This window comes from Amycolatopsis stemonae (assembly GCF_054781455.1).
Window position 1 is genome coordinate 265,359 of sequence record NZ_BAAGUJ010000005.1, and the last position, 24,568, is coordinate 289,926.

At 73.7% G+C, this 24,568-nt stretch carries 20 protein-coding genes; 12 read left to right on the forward strand and 8 right to left on the reverse strand.

The annotated features are described in order from the left end of the window. Positions 1-184 precede the first annotated feature (184 nt). From cydD to ACYVLJ_RS20565, 3 genes are read right to left on the reverse strand one after another with little or no spacing between them, the layout of a single operon-like run. Positions 185-3,556, reverse strand: a complete 3,372-nt coding sequence (gene cydD, locus ACYVLJ_RS20555; RefSeq protein ID WP_460439860.1) for a thiol reductant ABC exporter subunit CydD — start codon at positions 3,554-3,556, stop codon at positions 185-187. Further along, the gene (gene cydB / locus ACYVLJ_RS20560; RefSeq protein ID WP_460439861.1) at positions 3,553-4,563 is read right to left on the reverse strand and encodes a cytochrome d ubiquinol oxidase subunit II; all 1,011 of its coding nucleotides are present in this window, start codon (positions 4,561-4,563) and stop codon (positions 3,553-3,555) included. The genes cydD and cydB overlap by 4 nt, the downstream gene beginning before the upstream one ends. 12 nt (positions 4,564-4,575) lie before the next feature. Next, positions 4,576-5,970 (reverse strand): cytochrome ubiquinol oxidase subunit I, encoded by a 1,395-nt coding sequence (locus tag ACYVLJ_RS20565; RefSeq protein ID WP_460439862.1) that lies wholly within the window; start codon positions 5,968-5,970, stop codon positions 4,576-4,578. 165 nt (positions 5,971-6,135) lie between these two features. Between ACYVLJ_RS20565 and ACYVLJ_RS20570 the strand changes: the two genes are divergently transcribed. Beyond that, positions 6,136-6,774 (forward strand): response regulator transcription factor, encoded by a 639-nt coding sequence (locus ACYVLJ_RS20570; protein WP_460439863.1) that lies wholly within the window; start codon positions 6,136-6,138, stop codon positions 6,772-6,774. On the opposite strand, the gene ACYVLJ_RS20575 is transcribed toward ACYVLJ_RS20570, so the two are convergent. Further along, positions 6,768-7,751 (reverse strand): Acg family FMN-binding oxidoreductase, encoded by a 984-nt coding sequence (locus ACYVLJ_RS20575; RefSeq protein ID WP_460439864.1) that lies wholly within the window; start codon positions 7,749-7,751, stop codon positions 6,768-6,770. The two genes, ACYVLJ_RS20570 and ACYVLJ_RS20575, sit on opposite strands and share 7 nt — an antisense overlap. 117 nt (positions 7,752-7,868) lie before the next feature. Here ACYVLJ_RS20575 and ACYVLJ_RS20580 point away from each other — a divergent pair, with 117 nt between their 5' ends. Then, a complete protein-coding gene (locus ACYVLJ_RS20580) occupies positions 7,869-9,587 on the forward strand; it encodes a sensor histidine kinase (protein ID WP_460439865.1) in 1,719 nt (572 codons plus the stop codon). Positions 9,588-9,704: 117 nt separating this feature from the next. On the opposite strand, the gene ACYVLJ_RS20585 is transcribed toward ACYVLJ_RS20580, so the two are convergent. Beyond that, positions 9,705-9,950 carry a dsRBD fold-containing protein gene (locus ACYVLJ_RS20585; RefSeq protein ID WP_460439866.1) on the reverse strand — a complete coding sequence of 82 codons (246 nt, stop codon included), beginning with the start codon at positions 9,948-9,950 and terminating at the stop codon, positions 9,705-9,707. A gap of 190 nt (positions 9,951-10,140) precedes the next feature. Between ACYVLJ_RS20585 and ACYVLJ_RS20590 the strand changes: the two genes are divergently transcribed. The 5 genes from ACYVLJ_RS20590 to ACYVLJ_RS20610 all read left to right on the forward strand — a co-directional run bounded on the left by ACYVLJ_RS20590 (position 10,141) and on the right by ACYVLJ_RS20610 (position 15,519). After that, a complete protein-coding gene (locus ACYVLJ_RS20590) occupies positions 10,141-10,551 on the forward strand; it encodes an Hsp20/alpha crystallin family protein (protein ID WP_460439867.1) in 411 nt (136 codons plus the stop codon). 67 nt (positions 10,552-10,618) lie between these two features. Further along, a complete protein-coding gene (locus ACYVLJ_RS20595) occupies positions 10,619-13,297 on the forward strand; it encodes a bifunctional acetate--CoA ligase family protein/GNAT family N-acetyltransferase (RefSeq protein WP_460439868.1) in 2,679 nt (892 codons plus the stop codon). 15 nt (positions 13,298-13,312) lie between these two features. Then, the gene (locus ACYVLJ_RS20600; protein ID WP_460439869.1) at positions 13,313-14,398 is read left to right on the forward strand and encodes an acetate/propionate family kinase; all 1,086 of its coding nucleotides are present in this window, start codon (positions 13,313-13,315) and stop codon (positions 14,396-14,398) included. A gap of 3 nt (positions 14,399-14,401) precedes the next feature. Beyond that, complete coding sequence (locus ACYVLJ_RS20605; RefSeq protein WP_460439870.1) at positions 14,402-14,794, forward strand: hypothetical protein; 393 nt, start codon at positions 14,402-14,404, stop codon at positions 14,792-14,794. Next, entirely contained in the window at positions 14,791-15,519 is a 729-nt protein-coding gene (locus ACYVLJ_RS20610) for a hypothetical protein (protein ID WP_460439871.1), read from the forward strand. The genes ACYVLJ_RS20605 and ACYVLJ_RS20610 overlap by 4 nt, the downstream gene beginning before the upstream one ends. A 93-nt stretch (positions 15,520-15,612) precedes the next feature. Here the strand turns inward: ACYVLJ_RS20610 and ACYVLJ_RS20615 are convergent, their stop codons facing one another. Beyond that, positions 15,613-17,253, reverse strand: coding sequence for a hybrid sensor histidine kinase/response regulator (locus tag ACYVLJ_RS20615; protein ID WP_460439872.1), 1,641 nt, complete (start codon positions 17,251-17,253; stop codon positions 15,613-15,615). Further along, positions 17,250-18,005, reverse strand: coding sequence for a response regulator transcription factor (locus tag ACYVLJ_RS20620; protein ID WP_460439873.1), 756 nt, complete (start codon positions 18,003-18,005; stop codon positions 17,250-17,252). Before ACYVLJ_RS20620 ends, ACYVLJ_RS20615 begins: the two co-directional genes overlap by 4 nt. 53 nt (positions 18,006-18,058) lie before the next feature. Here ACYVLJ_RS20620 and ACYVLJ_RS20625 point away from each other — a divergent pair, with 53 nt between their 5' ends. After that, complete coding sequence (locus tag ACYVLJ_RS20625) at positions 18,059-18,238, forward strand: hypothetical protein (protein ID WP_460439874.1); 180 nt, start codon at positions 18,059-18,061, stop codon at positions 18,236-18,238. Between the two features lie 8 nt (positions 18,239-18,246). Here the strand turns inward: ACYVLJ_RS20625 and ACYVLJ_RS20630 are convergent, their stop codons facing one another. Then, positions 18,247-18,702 (reverse strand): universal stress protein, encoded by a 456-nt coding sequence (locus ACYVLJ_RS20630; RefSeq protein ID WP_460439875.1) that lies wholly within the window; start codon positions 18,700-18,702, stop codon positions 18,247-18,249. A 171-nt stretch (positions 18,703-18,873) separates the two neighbouring features. Between ACYVLJ_RS20630 and ACYVLJ_RS20635 the strand changes: the two genes are divergently transcribed. Genes ACYVLJ_RS20635 through ACYVLJ_RS20650 form a run of 4 tightly spaced genes read left to right on the forward strand, consistent with a single transcriptional unit; the run spans position 18,874 to position 24,564 of the window. Beyond that, positions 18,874-19,830, forward strand: a complete 957-nt coding sequence (locus ACYVLJ_RS20635; RefSeq protein ID WP_460439876.1) for a nitroreductase family protein — start codon at positions 18,874-18,876, stop codon at positions 19,828-19,830. Next, positions 19,827-22,070 (forward strand): phosphoenolpyruvate synthase, encoded by a 2,244-nt coding sequence (gene ppsA, locus ACYVLJ_RS20640; protein WP_460439877.1) that lies wholly within the window; start codon positions 19,827-19,829, stop codon positions 22,068-22,070. The genes ACYVLJ_RS20635 and ppsA overlap by 4 nt, the downstream gene beginning before the upstream one ends. Next, a complete protein-coding gene (locus ACYVLJ_RS20645; RefSeq protein ID WP_460439878.1) occupies positions 22,067-22,975 on the forward strand; it encodes an ABC transporter ATP-binding protein in 909 nt (302 codons plus the stop codon). The genes ppsA and ACYVLJ_RS20645 overlap by 4 nt, the downstream gene beginning before the upstream one ends. Next, positions 22,972-24,564 carry an ABC transporter permease gene (locus ACYVLJ_RS20650; RefSeq protein WP_460439879.1) on the forward strand — a complete coding sequence of 531 codons (1,593 nt, stop codon included), beginning with the start codon at positions 22,972-22,974 and terminating at the stop codon, positions 24,562-24,564. Before ACYVLJ_RS20645 ends, ACYVLJ_RS20650 begins: the two co-directional genes overlap by 4 nt. Positions 24,565-24,568: the final 4 nt, after the last annotated feature.

Here is a 24,568-nt window from a genome sequence, read left to right on the forward strand (position 1 = left end):
CGACCATCCACCGCAGGTGAAAGCCTCCGTGGACGAGCGGCTGTGAAACCGCGGCCGAGCACGCGAATCCCGGTGACGGTGTCCTCAGCCTGATCGCGTCGGCGGGGCCCGAACCGGGCACCGCCCACCAGATCCGCACCGACCTCGTCCGGCGTGGCTGGGGATCGCTGGCCATCACGTGGATCTACCCGCCCGAGACCGTCCTGGCCGAAGAGGACGAGTAGGCAGCGTCGAGGTCCACGGCCGGCAGGGCCGGGAACTCCGCCGGCCGGTGCGTGACGACCAGCGTCGCGCGGTTCCGCGTCGCCGCCAGCACGTCCGCGGCCAAAGCCGTGGCGGTCGGTGCGTCGAGGTGGGCCGTCGGTTCGTCCAGCAGCAGGATCGGGCGGCCCGAGAGCACCGCCCGGGCCACCCCGATGCGCTGGCGCTCGCCACCCGACACCGGCGTGCCATGGGCGCCGAGGGGTGTGTCGAGGCCCTCCGGCAGGCTCGAGAGCCACGGTCCCAGCTGAGCGCGGCTCAGGGCGGTCCTCAGCTCGGTGTCCGAGGCGGCGGGCCGGGCGAGCCGGAGGTTCTCCCGAAGCGTGCTGTCGAACAGGTGCGTGTCCGGCCCGCACCAGGCGATCCGCTCCCGGACGGAGTCACCCGTGCAAGCCAGGGTGTCCGTGTCGTCGAGCAGGACGCGCCCTGCCGACGGGTCCAGGTAGCGCATCAACGCCGCGATCACCGTGCTCTTGCCGGCACCCGACCGGCCCGTCAGCGCGATCCGCCGGGCGTGGCCGATCCGCAGCGTGACGTCCTGCACCGCGTCGGCGGGTTCCCCGGGCCAGCGGACGGACAGCCGCTCGGCCGCCAGCCCGGCCGCAGCCGGCGCGCTGGCGGCACCGGCGGTGTGGGGCGCCGCGAGCACGTCCAACTCGGCGATCCGGCGTGCGGAGCCGGCCGCGCCGAGCAGCCGCTGGGCCGCCTCCGGCAGGCCGGCCACCAGCTCGGCGGTGGCGAGGGGCACCAGCGCGAGCACGGCCAGTGCCGGGCCCGGGATCGCGCCCGTCCGAACGGCTGCGATGCCCAGCGTCAGGCAGGTGAGGGAGGTGAGCCCGACGCCCAGCGTCGCGACGCCGCCGCCGAGACCCCGCCAGCCGGCGGACCGGCGTTGGAGCGAGGTCAGCGCGGCGTCGAGCTCGCGGAGCCGGGAGTGCCGCCGGACCGCCGCGTCGTGGACGATCAGGTCGGCCGACGCCTGCAGCAGCTCCACGGTGCCCGCGGTGAGGTCGGAGCGCAGCTTCGCCGTCTCGAGCTGTGCCCGGCGGGCCGCCGCGGCCGCGACCACGGGGGCCAGCACCCCGGCGACCGTCAAGCCCACCGCGGCGGCGAGACCGGCGCCGGGCAGGATGATCCCGAGGGTGACCGCCGTCGCCGCGAGGACCGCGAAGGTCGACACGCCCGGCACCAAGCCGCGGACCAGGACGTCCTGCTGGCTGTCCACATCGGACACCAGGCGGTGCAGCAGGTCGCCTCGGCGCAGCCGCGCGGTGCCCGCGGGCCCGATCCGGACCAGCTGTGCCCACACGCGCACCCGCAGCTCCGCCAGCGCGCGCAAGGCGACGTCGTGGGACAGGAGCCGGTCGGCGTAGCGCAGGATGCCCTTCGCCAGGCCGAACGTGCGCACCGCGACGATCGCCACCATCAGGCTCAGCACCGGCGGGTGCAGCGCCGCGCTCGCGATCAGCCAGGACGACGTCGCCGTGAGCGCGACCCCGCACCCCAGCGCGGCGGTGGCGGCCAGGCAGGCCAGGGCCAGCCGCAGCCGGTGCGGCCGGACCGCGTCGAGCAGCGGCCGCCACTTCGAGCCGGAGAGCTCCACAGTGGACGCCGCGCCGGCGGCGGGCCCCGCGCTGCGCGTGACCGGGCGCGAAGCCGTGACCGGCGCGGCCTCGGCGGCCGGCGCCGGGCCGCCGAGGGAGACGACGCGGTCGCAGCGGGCCAGCACGGCGGGGTGGTGGCTGACGATGACGGCGGTCCGCCCGGCGAGCACCTTCGGCAGCCGCTCGAGGATGGCCGCCTCGGTCTCCGCGTCGACGCCCTCGGTGGGCTCGTCGAGCAGGATCAGCGGCCGGTCGAGCAGCACCGCGCGGGCCAGCGCGACCCGGCGGCGCTGGCCCGTGGACAGCCCGGCGCCCCGCTCACCGACCACAGTGGACAGCGGGACGTCGAGTGCCGCGGTGTCGGCGGCGGCGAGCACGGCGTCGTCGGTGGCGTCGGGCGAGCCGAGGCGGATGTTCTCGCCCACGGTGCCCGCCACCAGATGCGGTTGCTGCGGCACCCAGGCCAGGTGCCGGTGCCAGGTCGCCCGGCCGAGGTCGGCCAGGTCGACGTCGCCGACCAGGATCCGGCCGCCGTCCGGCCGGCGCCAGCCGAGGAGGAGGTCGAGCAACGTCGACTTGCCCGCGCCGCTCGGCCCGGTGACACCGACGATCTCACCGGGCGGCAGGCGCAGGCCGAAACCGTCGAGGACCGGGCCGGACCGGCCCTCGACCGTCACGTCTTCGCAGCGCAACGCCGTGCGTGCGAGGTCCGGCACGACGCGGGTGCCGTGGTCGCCGGACGGGGTGGCGGCGAGCGCGATGATCTCCTCGGCCGCGGCCAAGCCTTCGGCGCTGTCGTGGAACCGCGAGCCGACCGCGCGCAGCGGCAGGTAGACCTCGGGCGCGAGGATCAGCACGACGAGTGCCGTCCGCAGGTCCAGCTCGCCGGCCAGCAGGCGCAGGCCGATCGACACGGCCACGAGGGCGACCGACAGCGTGGCGAGGAGTTCGAGGACGAGTGCGGAGAGGAACGCGACGCGCAGCGTCCGCATGGTGTGCGCGCGGTACTTGCCGGTGATCTCCCGCAGTGACCGGAGCTGCGCCCGCGCCCGGCCGAACGCCGTCAGCTCGGCCAGCCCGGCGACCAGGTCCAGGAAGTGGTCGCCCAGCACCGAAAGCGCCCGCCACTGCCGCCGGACGTCGCGCTGGGTGTAGCGCCCGATGAGGATCATGAAGACCGGGATGAGCGGCACGGTGAGGCCGACGACGACCGCGGCGACCCAGTCGGCGAGCAGGATCCGCATCCCGACCACCCAGGGCACCACCGCCGCGATCAGCAGCTGCGGCAGGTACCGCGCGAAGTAGCCTTCCAACCGGTCGACGCCGTGGGTGGCCAGCGCCGCGACCTCCGCGGGGGAGTGCTCCGCCCGGCGTGGGCCGATCCGCAGCGCGGCCGCGACGACGGTCTCCCGCAGCTGCGACAGCGCCCGGGCGGCGGCGCGGTGTGCGGTCGTCTCCGACAGCCACGAGAGCACGGCTCTCGCGAGCACCACCAGCAGGAGCATCGCCAGCGGCACCAGCAGGTTCCGGACGGAGAGCCCGTCGAGGAACGCCCAGGTGATCGTCTTCGCCAGCAGCTCCGCCTGGGCCAGCACCAGCATCGCGGTGAGCACGCCCAGCGCGGCGCAGGCGAGGACGAACGGCCGGACCGCGCTCGCGTGGCGCAGCAGCCGCGGGTCGAGCGGCCTCACCGGGGGAGGCCGGCGCCGGCCGGGATCGACGCCCGGCTGATCCGCCTGCGGAACACCCAGTACGTCCAGGCCTGGTAGGCCAGCACGATCGGGGTGAACGCGACCGCGACCCACGTCATGATCTGCAGCGTGTACGGCGTGGAGGACGCGTTGGTCGTGGTGAGGCCGAACGCGGGGTTCGTCGTCGAGGGCAGCACGTCCGGGTAGAGGGACCAGAACAGCGTGAAGGTGACGGCGATGATCGCGCCCGCGGTGCTCGTGAACGCCCAGCCGTCGCGCTCGCCGGCGGCGAACAGCACGCCCGCGGCCAGCAGCAGGGCGGCGAGCGCCGAGCTGAGCCACGCCCACCCGCCGTGCTCCACCGCGGTGTAGCCGAGGAACCCGCCGCCGGACACGATCGCCGCGCCGCCGAGCGCGCGGCTCAGCGTCCGCGCGCGGTCGCGCAGGGCGTCGGTCGTCTTGAGCGTCAGGAAAACCGCACCGTGGAAGGAGAACAGGCTCAGCGTGGCCAGTCCGCCGAGCAGCGCGTACGGGTTGAGCAGCGTGAAGAACGAGCCGGTGAAGTGGTGCCGCGCGTCGAGCGGGACGCCGTGGACGATGTTGCCGAACGCGACGCCCCACAGCAGCGCGGGCACGGCGGAGCCGAAGACGATGATCCAGTCCCACGCGTTTCGCCAGCGCGGGCTGTCGATCTTGCCGCGGAACTCGAACGCCACCCCGCGCAGGATCAACGCGACGAGCACCAGCACCAGCGCCAGGTAGAAACCGGAGAACAGGCTCGAATACCAGAGCGGGAACGCGGCGAAGGTCGCGCCGCCGGCGACGAGCAGCCAGACCTCGTTGCCGTCCCACACCGGGCCGATCGTGTTGATCAGCACGCGGCGGTCCGTGTCGTCGTGGCCGAGGACGCGCAGCAGCGTGCCGACGCCGAAGTCGAAGCCTTCGAGGACGAAGTAGCCGGTCCAGAGGACCGCGATGAGCAGGAACCAGATGTCGGTGAGGGCCATGGCGGTGCTCCGTCAGTAGGCGAACGCCGCGGGCCGCGGCTCGTCGGATTCGGGTTCGGGCGCCGCGGGTGGTGGGGGACCGGCCTTGGCGTAGCGGACCATCAGGACGCCGTCGACGACCGCGAGCACGCCGTAGAGCACGGTGAACACGATCAGCGAGGTCAGCACGTTCCCGGCGGAAACCGTGGGCGACACCGAATCGGCCGTCTTCAGCACGCCGAACACCGACCACGGCTGGCGGCCCAGCTCGGTGAAGATCCAGCCGACGCTGTTGGCCAGGTACGGCAGGGCGATCCCGAACGTCGCGACGGGGAAGAACCAGCGGGCGCGCGGGGTGCGGCCGCGGCGGAACAGCCAGAGCCCGGCCAGCGAGATCAGCAGGCACAGGAAACCGAAGCCGATCATCAGGCGGAACGTCCAGTAGGCGACCGGGATGTCGGGCCGGTACTCACCGGGCCCGTACTTCTGCTGCTCGGCGGCCTGGAGGTCGTTGATGCCTTCGACGCGGCCGTCGAAGTGGCCGGTGGCCATGAACGAGAGGACACCGGGGACGCGGATGCTGAACTTCTCCTGCGAGCCGTCGAGCGAGCCGACGGTGAACAGCGAGAAGGACGCCGGCGCGACGGTGTCGTAGAGGGCTTCGGCGGCGGCCATCTTCATCGGCTGCTGCTCGGTCATCAAGCGTGCCTGCAGGTCCCCGGTGACGATCACACCGAGGCTCGCGATCAGCACGGTGACCAGGGCGAGCTTCATCGAAGGCCGGTACACGTCGGCGCTGCGCCCCTTGCGCAGCTGCCACGCGCTGATCCCGACGACGACCATGCCGGCGGTGAGGAAGCACGCGGTGATGGTGTGGGCGAAGGCGCCGACGGCCGTCGAGTTGGTCAGCACGGCACCGAAGTCCTTCAGTTCCGCGCGGCCGGTCGCGGGGTTGACGGCGTAGCCGACCGGGTGCTGCATCCAGGAGTTGGCGGCGAGGATGAAGTACGCCGAGAGCAGCGTGCCGGTCGCGGCCAGCCAGATGGTGGCCAGGTGCAGCTTCTTCGGCAGCCTGTCCCAGCCGAAGATCCACAGGCCGAGGAACGTCGACTCGAGGAAGAAGGCGAGCAGCCCCTCGATGGCCAGCGGCGCACCGAAGATGTCGCCGACGAACGTGCTGTAGTCCGACCAGTTCATCCCGAACTGGAACTCCTGCACGATGCCGGTCACCACGCCCATGGCGAAGTTGATGAGGAACAGCTTCCCCCAGAACTTCGTCATCCGGCGGTAGCGGTCGTTCCCGGTGCGCACCCAGGCCGTCTGCATCCCGGCGACCAGGAACGACAGCCCGATGGTCAGCGGGACGAAGAGGAAGTGGTAGACGGTGGTGATCCCGAACTGCCATCGGGCGAGGTCCAGTGCGTTCATCCGGATCTCCTGCTCGCGCGGACGATGTCGACCACGGAAGCATCCGGTCCGGGAGCCCTTCGGCGAGAGGGTCCTTGGTCACTTCCCGGACGGTCACGGGTCCCTGCCACCGCGGGCCCTGTGGTCGTACCCTGATCTCCGTCGAACCGTGCTCGGGAGGTCGGAATGCTCCGTGTTTTCCTGGTCGACGACCACGAGGTCGTCCGTCGCGGCGTAGCCGACCTGCTGGACGAGGACGAGAACCTGACCGTGGTCGGCCAAGCCGGCAGCGTGTCGCACGCGCTGGCCCGGATCCCCGCGCTGAACCCGGACGTCGCGGTGCTGGACGTGCGGCTGCCGGACGGCAACGGCATCGAGCTGGCCCGGGAGCTGCGGTCGAAGCTGCCCGAGCTCAGGTGCCTGATGCTGACCTCCTACACCGACGAGCAGGCGATGCTCGACGCGGTGATGGCCGGGGCGAGCGGGTTCGTCATCAAGGACATCAAGGGAATGGACCTGGTCTCGGCGGTGCGCGACGTCGGCGCCGGCAAGTCCCTGCTCGACGCGCACGCCGCGGCGGCCCTCATGGCCAAGCTGCGCGACAGCCAGGCGAAGAAGGGGCCGCTGGCCGACCTCTCGGACCAGGAACGGAAGCTGCTGGAGCTGATCGGCGAGGGGCTGACCAACCGCCAGATCTCCGAGCGCATGTTCCTGGCCGAGAAGACGGTGAAGAACTACGTCTCGCGGCTGCTCACCAAGCTGGGGATGGAACGGCGGACGCAGGCCGCCGTGCTGGCGACCGAACTGCGCAACCAGGGTCAGTGACCGGCGGGCTCCAGCAGGACGTCGTCCACCGCCCGCCTCGGGGTCCACGGGACCGGGGCGCCCCGGCCCAGCCGCAGCACGATCTGCGGCCACAGCCCGCCGCCGAGGAGCCGGCGCAGCTCGGCGCGCACGGCCGGGACCTCGACCGGCTGCGAGATGAACGACGCGTCGAGCCCGGCGGCCGTCGCGGTCAGGAGGACGCGCTGCATCGCCTGGCCCGCCCGGATGCGGTCCGTGCGGTCGTCGTCGAACGAGCCGATCACCATGACCAGCGGCTCGGAGTGGTCGGTCCGGTCGCGCGGCACTGAGCCGAAGTCGCGCAGGACCCAGCCCCCGTTGTTCGACGGCATCGCCCCGGCCGCGTATTCCGGCACGCCGTCGCGGCTGTCCGGGGAGCGCGCGGTCCAGTGCCGCCACTCGGCGAGGAACGCCGGGTCGGCGAGCTGCGCGTGGTGGGCCTTGTGCACGAGCTCCCGCAACCCCTCCAGCTGGCTCGCGCTGAGCCGGGGCAGCCACGCCTGCTCGACCTCCGCGGCGTGCCGCAGCTCGGCGACCACCGACGTGGGGACGTGGTCCGGTTCGAACGGCGTCCGGTTGGTGTGCCGGCGCGGGATCGCGTCGGCCAGCCCGACCAGGCGGGGGTCGGGACGGCGCGCCGCGAACGGGCGGACCACCGCCAGCAGGTTCGGCTCGTCGCGCCGGGGCAGCAGGGTCGTGGCCGGGTGCGCGCCGAGCGCCTGGATGGCGGTGCGCAGGTTGAACAACGCCGCTCCGCAGGACAGCAGCAGTTCCCGCCGGTCGGAGTCGGCGACGGGCAGGGCACGGTCCGGATCCGCGTGCAGCTCGAGGCCCGCGGGGGTGCAGCGGAACCGCCAGGGCTGCGTATTGTGCGTCGAGGGCGCCAGCACCGCAGCGCCGATGACGGACTTCACCTGATCGGAGTCCAGCAAGCCGATCGAGGTGATGGGTAGGGTCATGGTTCCCCCTCGGTGCCGGGGACCGGCACACCGTCGATCCGGAAACATCCGTCGACGGTCTCTCGCGCCGCGGTGCCGCGGAAAGGGGACAAAGTCACCGATGATGCGGAGGACTTGGTGAGCGGAGGCGGGCAGGAGCCGCGGCGGCTGGCCGGCACGTTGTCCGGTCTGCGGCTGCGCGAGCTGTTGCGCGACCTGCAGGACCGGATCGAGCTGCTGATCGGCACCCGGGACAAGATGGACGGTCTGCTGGATGCCGTGCTCGCCGTCGCGTCCGGATTGGAACTGGACACGACGCTGCGGCGGATCGTGCAGGCGGCCATCGAACTGGGCGAGGCGAAGTACGGCGCGCTCGGCGTGCTGGCCGAGGACGGCTCCCTGTCCGAGTTCGTCTACCTCGGCATCGAAGACGAGACCCGCCGGCTCATCGGTGAGCTGCCCGAGGGCCACGGCGTGCTGGGCGTGGTGATCGACGAAGCCAAGCCGTTGCGGCTGGAGGAGATCTCGGCCCATTCGGCGTCGGTCGGGTTCCCCACCCACCACCCGCCGATGCACACGTTCCTCGGCGTGCCGGTGCGGGTGCGCGACGAGGTGTTCGGCCGGCTTTACCTGACCGAGAAGAAGAACGGGGAACCGTTCACCGACGACGACGAAGTGGTCGTTCAGGCGCTCGCCGCGGCCGCCGGGATCGCGATCGAGAACGCGCACCTGTACGAGCAGACACGGATCCGGCAGCAGTGGCTCGCCGCCACCAGTGAGGTCACCACCGAGCTGCTGGGTGGCACCGACCCGGCCGAAGCGCTGAACCTCATCGCCAGCCGGGCACTCGAGCTGACCGGCTCGGACGTCACGATGCTCGCGCTGCCGAACTCCGGGCGCCTCGACGTCGACGAGGACTGGGGTGACGACGTCGACGACCTGACGGTCACGGTGTGCGCGGGGACGCGGGCGGCCGAGCTGTCCGGGACGCACATCGCCCTCGACGAGACGGTGCCCGGTGCGGTCTACCGGGACCGGACGCCGCGCAGCGTGCCCGAGCTCGCGTTGGGCACGCACACCTTCGGGCCCGCGATGGTCGTCCCATTGCGCGCGGGCGACCGCACGACCGGCGTGCTCGTCGCCGCCCGCGAGGCCGGGGCCGGCTCGTTCGAGGGGGCCCAGCTGTCGGTCGTCGCCTCCTTCGCCGACCAGGCGGCGCTGGCCCTGCAGCTGGCGGCGCAGCAGCGCGCCGCGCGCGAGCTGGACGTGCTCGGCGACCGCGACCGGATCGCCCGCGACCTGCACGACCACGTGATCCAGCGGCTCTTCGCGGTCGGCCTGTCGATGCAGAGCACGCAGCGCCGGACGAAGTCGCCGGAGCTGCAGAAACGGCTCGGGGACAGCATCCAGCAGATGCACGAGATCGTGCAGGAGATCCGCACCGCGATCTTCGACCTGCACGGCGGCGCGGCGGGGGAGACCCGGCTGCGTCACCGCCTGCACGACGCGATCGCCGAGCTGACCGACGACGCGCTCGTGCAGCCGACGGTGAGCATGGCCGGCCCCATCGACACCGTGCCGGCCCAGCTGGCCGAACAGGTCGAGGCGGTGGTGCGCGAAGGGGTCAGCAACGCGGTACGGCACGCGAACGCCTCGACGGTTTCGGTGTCGGTCGCGGTGAAGGACGAGACGATCCGCGTCGTCGTGGTCGACGACGGCAAGGGCCTCGCCGAGGGCATTTCGCCCAGCGGGCTGGGCAACCTGCGCGACCGCGCGGAAGCCGCGGGCGGGACGTTCACCCTCGGCAGCGGTCCGGAAGGCGGCGTGCGCGTCGAATGGACGGCGCCGGTCGGCTGACCGCCGCGTGCTCCGATCGGCGGAGTGTGTGACGGTCGGATAACCTCCGTCACGCGGGCCGGTGCGCTCCCTCCCCCTCGGCTCGCCGGCCCGCCCCGGTACCGCGTGGTCACGCGGTCAGGTCCGCCACGCGTCGGCCTCCAGTTCGGTCGCCGCCGCCTCCAGCAGCTCTTCCGTCAGGTCGGACATCGCGCGACCCAGCGCCAGGTAACCGGCGACGTGGTCCGGGCCGTCGCGGTGGGCCACGCCGACCCCGGAGAACTCGTGCCCGTCCGGGGTGCGCAGGACGACTCGGGCCCGGGTTCGCAGGGGCTCGTGGTCCACCCCGACGTCGATCCGCCACTCCTCGCCTCCGTGCGTCATGGCCACTCCCTTCGACCCCCGGGAGCCGAGGCTGGCACCGGCCGCCCGGCGGCGCACAGGGGCTTTGGTCCCCGGCTGGGGGCCGGTGACGAAAGTCCTCGTGGTTCAGGCAATCCGGCCGCGTCGCCGGGCACCGTCCCCGAGGTCTGCTTGGGGTGCGACACCCGATGTCGCACGGAAGGAGGAACGGATGACTGCCTTGGTGCCGGGCTCACGCCTGGCGTTGCCGAGCATCGCGGCGTGGCTGGAGAACCCCTGGCCGTTCGCCGAGCACAACCCGGTCCGGATCGAGGAGTCCACCGAGGACGGACGGTACCTCGTGCGGGCCGAACTGCCCGGCTTCGACCCGGAGAAGCACATCTCCGTGACCACGCACAACGGGCTGCTGACCATCTCCGCCGAGCGTGAAGCCAAGGAGCAGGTCGAAGGCGGTCGTAGCGAGTTCTACTACGGCACCTTCAGCCGCACGGTCAGCCTGCCGGCCGGGGCCGACCCGGCGAAGGTCAAGGCGACGTACGCCGACGGCATCCTCGAGATCTCGATGCCGGTTTCGGAGCACCCGCGCGACAAGCACGTCAAGATCCAGGTCACCAAGAGCTAGGTGACCCTCCGCGGTGGGCGCGGCCCCTTGGCCGGTCGCGCCCACTCTCGTGCCCTGAGGAGAAGCGATGACGCGGGCTCTGCTCGCCGGGGGTGACGTGGTGCGCGTGCGCCCGTTGCACCCGGCCGACACCGCCGAGGTACTCGCCCTGCACACCCGGCTCACCGACCGGGACACCTACTTCCGGTTCTTCGGCGCACCGTCCGGATTGGACAGACTCGCGGCGGGGATCGCGGCCGAGCCCGGGCCCGGCCACTACGCCGTGGGCTGCTACCTGCGCGGCGAACTCGTCGGCGTCGCCGACTACGAAGTGCTGACCGGCTCGGCCGACGCCGAAGTGGCCCTCGTCGTGGACGCCTCGGTGCGCACCCAGGGCGTCGCCACCCTGCTGATGGAACACCTCGTCTCCCACGCCCGCAAGGCCGGCCTGAAGCGGTTCCTCGCCGAAGTGCTGGCCGAGAACGCCAAGGTGATCCGCGTCTTCGCCGACCTCGGCCTCCGGTTCGAGGCCAGTACCGGCGGGCCCGAGCGCGACGTCGTGATGGTCCTCGAGGACGACCCCGCCTACGTGGACGCCGTGCTGAAGCGCGACTCGGTCGCCGACTCGGCCAGCCTGGCGCACCTGCTCAAGCCGGCGTCGATCGCCGTGATCGGCGCCGGGCGGCGGCCGGGTTCGGTGGGCCACGCCGTGTTGGCCAACCTCGTCGACTCGGGTTTCCGCGGGCCGATCGAAGTCGTGAACCGCAACGCCCGTGTCGTCCTGGGGGTGCCGAGCGTCCCGTCCGTCGCCCAGCTGAGCCGGACGCCTGAACTCGCCGTGGTCTGCCTGCCCGCACCGGCCGCCGCCGACGCCGTCGAAGCGTGCGGGAAGCGCGGCGTGCGCGCGGTCCTCGTGATCTCCTCGGGGCTCACGGGCACCGAGCACGGGGCCCGCGTCCGGGCGGCGGTCCGCGAGCACGGCATGCGGCTGGCCGGCCCGAACTGCCTCGGCATCCTCTCGACCGACCCGGCCTGCCCGCTGAACCTGACTTTCCTGGCCGGACCGGTGAAACCCGGCCACGTCGGCGTGGTCACCCAGTCCGGCGGGGTCGGCATCGCGCTCGCCGAATCGCTCACCGACCTCGGCCTCGGCCTGTCCACCCTGGTCTCCACCGGGGACAAGTACGACGTCAGCGGCAACGACCTGCTCATGTGGTGGACCGCCGACCTCCGCACGGAACTGGCCGTGCTCTACCTCGAATCGTTCGGCAACCCCCGCAAGTTCGGCCGGCTCGCGCGGCAGCTCGCCCGGACCCGGCCGGTGCTGGCCGTGCGGTCCGGCAGCGGGGACACCGCCCAGCGCGCCGCCGCCTCGCACACCGCCGCGGCCGCGACCCCGGCCGTCACCCGGGACGCGCTGTTCGAGCAGGCCGGGGTGATCGCCGTGGACACCGTCGCCGAGCTGGTCGACGTCATCGCCGGGCTGTCCTGGCAGCTCCTGCCCGGCGGCCCGCGGGTGGCCGTCGTGAGCAACGCCGGGGGAGCCGGGGTGCTGGCCGCCGACGCCTGCGAGCGCGAAGGCCTGATCATGGCGGACCTGTCCGGGGAGACCCGGGAGCGGCTGGTGAAGCTCCTGCCCGCCGAGGCCGCGCCGCGCAACCCGGTCGACACGACCGCCGCGGTCCCGCCCGAGGTGTTCGCCGACGCCCTGCGCGCGGTCCTGGACGACGACGGCGTCGACGCGGTGATCGCCGCGACCGTGCCGACCGCCGTCGGCGACCCCGGCACGTCCCTCGCCGCGGTGCTGCCGCCGGAGTACAAAACCGTCTTCGCCGTCCGGCCCGGCCAGCGGGCCCGGGTGACGGCGCTCGTGCCCGGCGCCGGCGTGACCGCCTGCTACGACGACCCGGCCGCGGCCGCCGCGGTGCTGGCCCGGCTCGTCCGCTACGAACAATGGCTCAACCGGCCCGAAACCGACGACCGCGTCGAGCCGCTGGAAGATCCGGACGCCCTGCGCGCGTTCGTGGCCGAGCGCGAAGGCTGGCTCCCGCCCGAGGACGCGGTGGAGTTGCTGCGGCTGGCCGAAATCCCGATGGTGCAGACCCGCTACATCAAGGCGGACGACTCGATGACCGCCGCGGCCACCGACCTCGGCTCGCCCGTCGTGCTCAAGGCCGACGCCGAAGGCGTGCTGCACAAGACCGCGGCCGGCGGCGTCCTGCTGAACGTGCGCGGCGCCGACCGCATCGTGGAAGCGTTCCGCACCTTGCGATCCCGGTTCGGGCCGGCCCTGCGCGGGGTGACTGTCCAGCCGATGGCCGAGCCCGGCCGCGAGCTGCTGGTCGGCGTGCGGTCGGACCCGGTGTTCGGCCCGCTGGTCGTGTTCGGGCTCGGCGGCGTCGACACCGACCTGATCGCCGACCGCGCGGCCCGGCTGGCGCCGTTGACCGGCACCGACGCCGACCTGCTGCTCGACGGCCTGCGCTCCTCGAAGGCGCTGTGGGCGTCGGGGCAGCTCGACCGCGCCGCCGTGCGCGAGCTGCTGCTCAAGGTCAGCCGGCTGGCCGAGCTGGTGCCGGAGCTGGCCGAGCTGGACCTCAACCCGGTGCGCGTACGGGCCCGTGACGACCGGGACTCCGCCCCGGGCCGGGGGCTCCGCCACCCGGAACCCCCGCAAGAAGGTGCGGGCTGCGTCGCCCTCGACGTCCGCGCCCGGCTGGCGCACCCGGTGGCCGAAGACCCGTTCCTGCGCCGGTTGCCGGACTGACCCGAGAGGAAAGCTGTGCGTGTGCTCACCCTGAACCCCGGCTCGTCGAGCATGAAGGTGTCGCTGGTGGCGGACGGCACCGGCGTCGGCTGGGCCGCCTGGGACCTCACGGCGCCGGACGCGATCGGCCAGGCGATCGGCCGGTGGTCCGATGTGGACGCCGTCGCCGTCCGGTTCGTCCACGGTGGTGCGCAAAAGGCCCCGGCCCGCGTCGATGACACCCTGCTCGCCAACCTCGAACGCCTGACGTCCCTGGCCCCGAACCACCAGCCCCGGTCGCTCTCGGTGGCCCGGGAGGTCCGCCGCCTGCTGCCGGACGTCCCGGTGGTCGCGTGCTTCGACACGGCGTTCCACGCCCGGATGCCCGAAGCCGCCGCACGATACCCGCTGCCGCGGGCGTGGACCGCGCAGAACCGCCTGCGCCGCTACGGTTTCCACGGTCTTTCGTGCCAGTACGCGCTGCGCCGCACCGGTGAGCTGCTGGGCCGGGAACCGGACGGGCTGCAGCTCGTGTGCGCCCACGTCGGCGCCGGGGTGTCGGTGACCGCGATCCGCGACGGCCACGGCGTCGACACCAGCATGGGGTTCACCCCGCTCGAAGGCGCGATGATGGCGACGCGCTCCGGCTCGGTCGATCCGGGGCTGCTGCTGCACGTGATGCAGACGGCGCCGATGGGCCCGGAAGAGATGGCGGACGCGCTGTTCCACCGCTCCGGCCTGGCCGGGATGACCGGCACCAACGGCGACCTGCGCCGGGTGCTCGCCGCCGCGGTGCGGGGCGAACCGGACGCCAAAGCCGCCCTCGCGGTGTACCGCCACCGGCTCCGCCGGGAGATCGGCGCGGCCGCCACGAGCCTGTCCCGGCTGGACGCCGTCGTGTTCACCGGCGGGGTCGCCGAGCACCAGCCGGACGTGATCACGTCCGTCCTCGACGGGCTCGGCGTGCTCGGCCTGCGGGCCGGGAAGGTCCCGCACACCGAAGCCGACCGGATCGTCACGCAGGCGGACTCGCCGGTGCCCGCCCTGATCGTCCTGCCCCGGGAAGACCTGGAGCTGGCCCGCGGCGCCGAAGAAGCGCTCGCCCGAACCTCCGCGAGGTGACCCATGCACGTCCTGCTGACCGAAGCGTCCTTCGGAGACGCCGACTTCCTCGTCCAGCCCCTGCGGGACGCCGGCTGCCTGGTCAGCCGCTGCCACACGCGGGCCGGGGTCTGCCGGGCCCTCGCGGTCGGCGGCCGGTGCCCGCTCGACGAGCCGTTCGCGCAGCCCGACCTCCTCGTCGACGTCCGCGGCCGGACCGGAGATCTGACCGCACGCGAGTACGGCGTCGTGTGCGCGGTCCGCGACCACGTGCCCGTCGCCCTGGTCTCCCCGGACCCGGACGTCCCGGCCGAGGTCCCGGCCGGGCTGGAGAACCGGGTCACCGTCATCGACGTCGACGGCCTGCTGGCCACCTGCCGGGCCGCCACGAGACACCTCGGTTCGCCGGGAAGATGACCGGCCCCGGGTTCCGGTGGGAGCGCTCGTCCCGGGCCGTCCTCGGCGACGCGCTGGCCCGGCTGGGCCCGAGCCGCGTCGTCGTCGAGGTCCGGCCGGACGAGGTCGTGCTGACCGAACCGCTCACCCGCCGGGAGCGGGCCGGGAACGCCGCTCTGCTCGACTGCGGAGCGGCACTGTCGACGGTCTGGACGGTCGTGCGGGTGCTGGGCCGGGAACCGGTCGTCACGTTCCCGGCCGACCCGGACCGCCCCGACGTCGCGGCCGTCGTCCGGGTCGGTGGCCCGCGCACGGCGTCGAGCGGGGATCGGGCCCGCTACGCGGTCTTGCGCAAGCTCGGCGAGCCGGGACACGGCGTGCCGCTGCGGCCGGTCGGTCTCGCCGTGCTCGACGCGCTGGCGGGCGACGACTTCTGGCCGGACACCGACGTCCGGATCGTCCGGCCGGGCTGGGCGCCGGCGCTCAAGCGGCTCGGCGCCGACCTCGCCGGCCAGTCGTCCCTGCTGGTCACCACCCCCGGCGACAGCCGCCGCGAGCACGTCCTCGCCGGCGCCGCCCTGCACGGGACCCGGCTCGCCGCGGCCGTCCGCGGGTGCGCCTCCCGAAGGGTGGTGCTGTCCGTTCTCGGGACGGCGGAGCGGGCCCGCCAAGCCGACGTGCTGCCCGGCGTCCCCCAGAGCGTGTTGCTGGTCCGCCTCGCCACCCCGGCGCGACGGAAGCCGTGACGACCACCCACCTGAGGCCGAAACCGGCGGAGCCCGAGCCGGTCGACGCCCGGCTGCCGATGCCGGTCCTGGTGCGGGGCGCGGACGAACTGTTCAGGTGGGCGGCTCGCCGCCGTCGTCCCGCGGCCGTGGCAGGGCGTCCAGTTCGGTGAGGTCGAGCGGTTTGGCGAAGTGGGCGTCGAACCCGGCGGCGCGGCTGCGCTCGCGGTCGGCGTCCTGGCTGAACCCGGACACCGCCACCAGCAGCGCGTGCCGGTGCCGCGGGTCCCGGCGCAGCCGCCGGGCGATTTCGTAACCGTCGATGTCCTCGCCGAGCGCGAGGTCGCAGAGGACGAGGTCGAACGCCGCCGAGCCGGCCGCGGCCAGCGCGTCGCGCGCGGTGGTGGCCACGGTGACCGTGTCGCCCCGGCCGCGGAGCATGATCGCGTACATCCCGGCCAGGTCGGCGTTGTCGTCCACGAGCAGCACCCGCAGCGGCCGGTGCGCGGAACCCGGCCCGGCCGGGGCGAGGGTCCTCGTGGTCAGCGGGAGCCGGACGGTGAACGCCGCGCCGGTGCCCGGGCCGGCGCTGTGCGCGCTGACCTCGCCGTCGTGGAGTTCCGCGATGCCGCGCACGATGGCGAGCCCGAGGCCCAGCCCGCCCGGCGCGCCCGCGCCCGTGCCGACCCTCGTGAACGGGTCGAACAGCGTGCCCGCCAGCGCGGGGTCGAACCCGGGGCCGGTGTCCCGGACGCGCAGTTCGGCCCGGCCCTCCCGCACGCCGAGGTGCACGGTCACCGCGGTGGTGTCGCCGGTGTGCTTGCGCGCGTTGTCCAGCAGGTTGGTCAGCAGCTGACCGAGCCGGACGGGGTCGCCGTCGATCACCACCGGCTCGGCCGGGAGGGCGACCGCCGGCCGGGGGACGTGCGCGGGCAGGTCGTCCACCGCCGCGTGCACGAGCGCGCGCAGGTCCAGCGGGGCGCGGCTGGCGCGGAGGTTGCCGGTCACGACGCGGGCGGCGTCGAGCAGGTCGCCGGTGAGCCGGGTGAGCGCGGTGAGCTGGCGCTCCAGCACCGCCTGGGCCGGGTGGCCGGCGACGTCCAGGCCCAGCACGTCCAGCGCCGCGCTGGCGGAGGCGAGCGGGTTGCGCAGCTCGTGGGACAGCGTGGCGATGAACCGGTCCTTGGCCCGCTGCTGGGCCCGCAGCTCCTCGGTGACCACGGCGAGCTCGGCGTTCGCCTCGCGCAGCCGCCGGTTGGCCTCCTGCACCTCGCGGGCACGGGAGAACAGGTCCGCCTCCATCTGCTGCAGCCGCGCGGCGGTGCGCTCCCGGTCCCGCTCGCGCAGGTCGATCAGCTCGGTGACGTCCTGCACCCGGTGCACGATCAGCACGACCCGGCCGTCGTCGTCGAAGACCGGGCTGTTGACCGGGCTCCAGTGCCGCACGACGAACCGGCCGTCCGGCTCGCGGATGTCGTAGCGCTGCAGGGCCATCGCGTCCGCCCGGCCGGTCTCCACCACGGTCTCCAGCGAGCGGCGCAGGTTGCCGACGCCGTCGGCGTCCGGGTCGTCGGGGTTGTCGGGGAACACCTCGAACATCGGCTTGCCCGCGACTTCGGCCGGGTCGATCATCGTGGCCCGCGCGTAGGCGTCGTTGACGGTGACGATCGTGAACCCGGCCGTCATCAGCAGGTACGGGGAGGGCAGGTGCTGGAACAGCCGGCGGTAGTCCAGGCCCGCGAACTCGCCGGTCACGGGTCCAGCCGGTAGCCGGCGCCGCGCACGGTGACGATCCGGGGCCGCTCGACCCCGGCCTCGGCGAGCTTGCGGCGCACCCGGTAGACGTGCTCGACGACCGACGACGGGTCGTGGCGCTCGTTCGCCCACCCCCACACCGCGGTCAGCAGCTGCGCGCTGGTGAAGACGCGGCGCGGCGCGGCGGCGAGGCACGCCAGCAGCCCGTATTCCAGCGGGGCGAGCTGAACCGGGCGGCCGTCCGCGGCGACCTCGTGCGAGGCGGTGTCGATCGTCAGCGGGCCGAGCCGGAGCACCGTGCCGGCCACCGGCGGCCGGCTGCGGCGCAGCACCGCCCGGATCCGCGCGGCCAGTTCGGGCAGCGAGAACGGTTTGACCACGTAGTCGTCGGCACCCAGCTCCAGGCCGACCACGCGGTCCCGCTCGCTGCTCCACCCGGTCAGGATGATCACCGGCAGGTGCCGGCCGGCGCGGACCCCGCGCAGCAGGTCCAGGCCGTTGCCGTCGGGCAGCCCGAGATCGAGGACCATCAGGTCGGCGTCGCGGTCGCGCAGGACCGTCGCGGCCGACCGCGCGTCGCCCGCGGTCACCACCTGGAAGCCGTCGCGGCGCAGGTAGGTCTCGGCCATCGCCACGAGGTCCGCTTCGTCTTCGACGAACAGCACCACCGGCCGGGCGAGGTCCGTGCTGAGCGGCTCGTACGGCTCGACTTCGTCGACCGGATGCCGATCGGGCGGCGATGCGGCGTCCATGTTCGGAAAGTACCACTGGAACGGCCGTCTCACGCCGGCGAAGGGAGCCCTCGTTGTCCAGTGCACGCGTCGAAGGCGGGGCCGGGTCCGACAGGGCGCGGCGCGCGACCGAGGCGGCCGAACGGGTCCGCCGGCGCCGCGACGCGTCCAAGGACCTGATCGACCGCGCGGAACGGCTGATCGAGGGCTCGGAGCGACGGATCGAGCGGTCGCCGCGGCTGCCGCCGGAGTGAAACCGCCGCTACGCCGGTGTCAGGCGGTGCGCGGCTTCGGGCGTGATCACCACGACCGGGCACCGCGAGTACCGCACGCACTCGCGCCCGACGCTGCCGAGCACCAGGTCCGCGACCGGGCCCCCGCGGTGGGCGCCCAGCACCAGCAAGTCGGCGTCGGCCGAGGCGGTCACCAGCTCGGTCGCGGGGTCGCCGTGGACCGTCCGGGTCTCGACGGTCGCCCGCGATTCCAGGCCGAGACCGGAAATGTGCGACGAGAGCGAGTAGCCGGCCTCCGGCACCCGGCCGTGCGGCTGGAGGGTGAACGACGTCCCCGGCAGCAGCGTGTCGCGGGGCCGGACGAGGATCGCGCGGACCGTGTCGCCGGCGTGCGCCGCGACTTCGAGGACCCAGCGCAGAGCCGCGTCGCCGCGGGGCGAACCGTCCATGCCGACGACGATCACGCGGCCGGTCTCTGACTCCATGGTCTTCCTTCTTTCCTCCGGTGTGGCCGCGATCGTGCGCCCGCCGGCCCGCCGCGGGTAGGGGACGAATTCCGCCGGAGCGGAGGACTTTGTGCTCCGGTGCCGGGCACCGGATCGCGGTGACGATGGCTCTCGGCGGAGCGCCGGGCTCCGCGCCGAGGAGTGACCGCGATGACCGCCGCCCTGACCACCGAGCAGATCGGTGTGCTCGCCCGGGCCGTGAGCCGGGCACCGTCGGTGCACGACAGCCAGCCGTGGCAGCTGCTCGTCCGCGGCACCGAGGTCGACCTGCTCGAACGCCGCGACGTCGAGCTGCGCCGGCACGACCCGTTCGGCCGGGACCGGCTGTTGTCCTGCGGTGCCGCCGTGACCAACCTCGTGCTCGCGGTCCGCGTCCTGGGCCGCGAGTGCCACGTCGAGTACGGCGACGACGTCGCGGCCACGGTGACGATCGGCCGCCCGCACACGACGTCGGCCCGGGACTTCGCGCTGTACAACGCCATCGCCCGCCGTCGCAGCTACCGGCACGCCTTCCACCCCGGCCGCGTACCCGCCGCCGTCCACGCCGCCGTGGCCGCCGCGGGGGAGACCCCGGGCGTGCACTTCGTCGCGCCCGGGCACCTGGACAAGCTGGCCGAGCTGCTCGGCTTCGCCACGCGCGTACTCCGCGAAGACCGCGGCTACCAACGCGAACTGGAAGTGTGGACCGCGCACACCCACGGCTGGGGCGACGGCGTGCCCGAGGACGCCCTGAGCGCCGAGGGGCCGCCGGTGGCGGGCCTCGTCCGCCGGAACACCCCGGTGCCGGACGACACCGTGCTCGCCGCCCGGCTGGCGGCCGAAGACCTGCTGGTGGTCTGCACCGACGGCGACACCCGCGCCGACCACCTCGCGGCCGGCGCGGCCCTGCAGCGCGGCTGGCTCACCACGACGGCCAAGGCCCTGGCCGGCTCGGTGCTCACCCAGCCCCTGCACCTGACCGGTTTCCGGGCGCGGCTCGTGTCGGAACTGGCGCTTCCCGGGTGCCCGCAGGCGATCTTCCGCTTCGGCTGCCCCGCCGTCCCGGCGGCACCCTCACCGCGGCTTCCGCTCGGCGAGCTGTTCCGAACCCCAGGAGGACCCCGATGACCTACGTACGCGACCTGACCGAAATCCGGCTCGCCGACGACGAAACCGTCGGCGGCAAGGGCGCCAACCTCGGCGAGCTGATCTCGGCCGGCTTCCCGGTGCCGGGTGGCTTCGTCATCTCGCGCGACGGCTACTGGGCCGCGCTCGAGAAGGCGGGCGTCCGCGCCGAGGTGGCCGACCTGCACGCCAAGGCACTGGCCAATGTGGACGACGCGAACTTCCTGGCCGAGCAGTGCGACCGCATCCGCGATCTCGTCCGCCTCGCCGGGCTCACCGGCGAGCTGCGGGAGGAGATCGCGCAGGCCTACCGCGAGCTCGGCTCGTCGACGCCGGTCGCCATCCGGTCCTCGGCGACCGGTGAGGACGGCGCGGAAGCCTCGTTCGCCGGGATGAACGCCACCTACACCAACATCTGGGGCGACCACGCGGTCGCCGAGCACGTCGTCGACTGCTGGACGTCGCTGTTCAGCCCGCGCGTCGTCAGCTACCGGGCCAGCCGCGGCTTCACGGGCGAGCCGGCGATCGCCGTCGTCGTCCAGCGCATGATCCGCTCCGAGCGCTCCGGCGTGATCTTCACGGCCGACCCGCGCACCGGCGACCGGGACCGCGTGGTCATCGAGGCCGTGTTCGGGCAGGGCGAGGCGATCGTCAGCGGGGCCGTCGAACCGGACACCTACGTCGTCGGCAAGCAGGACCTGCTGATCCTTTCCGTGCGGATCGGGAAGCAGACCCACAAGATCATCGCGGACACCGACGGCGGCGACGTCACCGTCCGGCTGCCGGAGCCCGCCGGCGGGCGGCGTGTGCTGAGCGAGACCGCCGTGCTCGAACTGGCCCGCATGGCCACGCGCGTCGAGGAGCACTACGCCGTGCCGCAGGACATCGAGTTCGCGATCGCCGACAGCGAGATCTTCCTGGTGCAGTCCCGGCCGATCACCACGCTCCCGCCGACCACGCCGGCGAGCACCGTCGCGCTGGTGACCGGGCTCGGCGCGTCGCCGGGCGAGGGGAGCGGCGCGGTGCGCGTGCTGCACGACCCGGTCGAGGCGAAACACCTGCGGGACGGCGAAATCCTGGTCGCGCCGATGACGAACCCGGACTGGGTGCCCGCGATCCGCCGGGCGGCCGCGGTCGTCACGGACGGCGGCGGGATGACCTGCCACGCCGCCGTCGTCGCGCGCGAGCTGGGGGTGCCCGCCGTGGTCGGTACCGGCGACGCCACCCGCGTCCTGGTCGACCGCAGCCTGGTCACCGTCGACGGCACGCAGGGCGAAGTCCGGCCGGGTGCGGCGAAGCACGAAGCCGCCCGTACCGCGCCCGTGGTCACCCAGGTCGTGCCGGAAGCCATCGGCACCAAGCTCTACGTCAACCTCGCGATGCCCGAGCACGCCGAAGAGGTGGCGGCCCAGCCGGTCGACGGCGTCGGCCTGCTGCGGGCGGAGTTCCTGCTCACGGAAGCTCTGGGCGGCCGGCACCCGCGCGACCTGCTCGCCAAGGGCGAAGAACGGTCCTTCGTGGACAAGATGGCGGAGTCGCTGCTGAAGATCACCAAGCCGTTCGGCACCCGGCCGGTCGTCTACCGGGCGACCGACCTGCGCACCAACGAGTTCCGCGGCCTGGCCGGCGGGGAGGAGTTCGAGCCGGCCGAGAGCAACCCGATGATCGGTTACCGCGGCTGCTACCGGTACGTGCGCGAGCGCGACCTGTTCGCGCTCGAGCTCGAGACCCTCGCGCGGGTGCGCGAGCAGACGCCGAACCTGCACCTGATGATCCCGTTCGTGCGCACCAAGTGGGAGCTCGAGGAATGCCTCGAGCTGGTCGACGCGAGCCCGCTGGGCAAGCAGCGCGGCCTGCACCGCTGGGTCATGGCCGAGGTGCCCTCGGTCGTGCACTGGCTGGGCGAGTACGCCGGGATGGGCATCGACGGCGTCTCCATCGGCAGCAACGACCTCACCCAGCTGATGCTGGGTGTCGACCGCGACTCGGGGCAGTGCGCGGAGCTGTTCGACGAAGCCGATCCCGCGGTGCTCGACGCCATCGAGCGGATCGTCCGCATCGCCCGCCACCGCGGCATCACCTCGTCGCTGTGCGGCCAGGCGCCGTCCACCAAGCCCGGCTTCGCCGAGCACCTGGTGCGCTTCGGGATCACGTCGATCTCGGTGAACCCGGACGTCATCGGCAGCGCCCGCGCGGCGATCGCGTCGGCCGAGCGCCGGATCCTGCTGGAGGCCACCCGATGAGCGCGGCGATCGAGATCCGCGGTCTGCGGAAGTCCTTCGGGCGCACCCGCGCGCTCGACGGGCTCGACCTGACCGTCGAACCCGGTGAGGTGCACGGCTTCCTCGGCCCGAACGGCGCCGGGAAGACCACCACGCTGCGTCTCCTGCTGGGCCTGCTGCGCGCCGATGCCGGCGAGATGCGGCTGCTGGGCGGCGATCCCTGGCGCGACGCGGTGCCGCTGCACCGGCGGCTCGCGTACGTGCCGGGGGAGGTGTCGCTGTGGCCGAACCTCACCGGCGGCGAGGTCATCGACCTGCTCGGCCGGCTGCGCGGCGGCCTGGACCCGGTGCGCCGCAAGCGGTACCTGGACCGCTTCGAACTCGACCCGCGGGTCAAGGGCCGGGCGTACTCGAAGGGCAACCGGCAGAAGGTCGCCGTCGTCGCGGCGCTCGCTTCGGACGTCGAGCTGCTGCTGCTCGACGAGCCGACCGCGGGGCTCGACCCGCTGATGGAAGAGGTCTTCCGGGAGTGCGTCCGCGAGGAACGCGAGCGGGGCCGCACGATCCTGCTGTCCAGCCACATCCTGTCCGAGGCGGAGGCCCTGTGCGACCGGGTCAGCATCATCCGCGCCGGGAAGCGGGTGGATTCCGGCAGCCTCGACGACCTTCGCCACCTGACCCGGACAACGATCACCGCGCGGCTCGCGGGCGCACCGGACGGCCTGGCGCGCTTGCCCGGGGTGCACGATTTCACCGCGGACGGCCCGGACATCCGCCTGACCGTCGACACTTCCGCGCTGTCCCCGGTGCTCGCGGCACTCGGGCAGTGCGGGGTGCACAGCCTCGTCAGCCGGCCGCCGACGCTCGAAGAGCTGTTCCTGCGGCACTACCGCGGTGCGGCGGCGACGGAGGCGGTGCCGGTATGAGCGGCACCTTCACCGGCACCGGCGCGCTGGTCCGGCTCGCGCTGCGGCGCGACCGGATCCGGCTGCCGGTGTGGACCGCCGTGTTCGCGGCGACGGCCGCCTCGGCGTCGGCCGCGACCGCGGCGGTCTACCCGACGGCCGCGGACCTGCACGCCGCGGCCGGCAGCATCAACGCCGTTCCCGCGCTGCGGGCCCTGTACGGGCCGGTGCACGAAGCGACCCTCGGCGCGATTTCGGTGTTCAAGCTGACCGCGTTCGGCGCGGCGCTGGTCGGCCTGGTGATGATCTTCACCGCGGTCCGGCACACCCGCGCCGAAGAGGAAGCGGGCCGGCGCGAGCTGCTCGGCTCGGCGGTGGTGGGCTGGTACGGCGGTCTCGCCGCCGCGCTGGCCGTGACGGCCGGGGCGAGCCTCGGGCTCGGCCTGGCCACGGCGGTGGCGCTGGCGGCGACCGGGCTGCCGGTCGCGGGCTCGCTTTCGTTCGGGCTCTGCTGGGCGTCCGCGGGCCTGGTCTTCGGTGGCGTCGCGGCCGTGACGGCCCAGTTGACCAAGAGCGCCCGGTCGGCTTCGGGGCTGGCCGTGCTCGTCCTGGTCGCCGCGTACTTCCTGCGCGCGGTGGGCGATTCCACCGGCCCGGCCTGGCTGTCGTGGGCGTCGCCGATCGGGTGGAGCGAAGAGATCCGGCCGTACGCCGGGGACGTCTGGTGGGTGCTCGCGATCCCGGCCGTGACGGCCGTGGTGCTCGGTGGGACCGCCGTCGCGTTCGCGAGGATCCGCGACCTCGACGCGGGACTGCTGCCCGACCACCCCGGCCCTGCCGGGGCGGGAAGGTCGCTGCGGAGTGCGTGGGGCCTCGCGTGGCGGCTCGACCGCGGCTCGCTGGCCGTCTGGGCGAGCGCGTACGTGCTGCTCGGCATGGTGTGCGGCAGCCTGGCCGGCAACGTGGGTTCGATGCTGACCAATGCCCAGGCCCAAGCCATGATCACCGCGCTGGGCGGGGAAAAGGGCATCTCCGACGCGTTCCTCGCGGCCGAGTTCGCGATGGCCGGGGTGATCACCTCGGCCTACGTCATCGCGGTGCTGGCCCGGCTGCGCGCCGAGGAGCGGGCGCTGCGCGTCGAACCGCTGCTGGCCACGGCCGTGGACCGGCGCCGGCTGCTCGGGGGCTACCTGGTCTTCGCCGCCGTCGCCCCGGCCCTGCTGCTGACCGCGCTCGGCCTGGCGGCCGGGCTGACCAACGGCGCCCACCTCGGCCGGGTCGGGCCCGAAGCCCTCCGGCTCACCGGCGCGGCGCTGGCGCAGCTGCCGGCGGTCTGGGTGCTGACCGGGATCGCGACCGTCGTGTTCGGGCTGCTCGGCCGCGCGCTGACCGCCGCATGGGTCGCCCTGGTGACGTTCCTGCTGCTCGGCGAGTTCGGCGCGCTGCTGAAGCTCGACCAGTGGGTCCTCGACCTCTCACCGTTCACCCACTCGCCGAAGCTTCCCGGTGCGGCCGTCCAGGGCGCGCCGTTGTTCTGGCTTACCGCGCTGGGCGCCGCGCTCGTCGTGGCCGGCGTGGCCGGGTTCCGCCGGCGGGACATCGCCGGCTGACGCC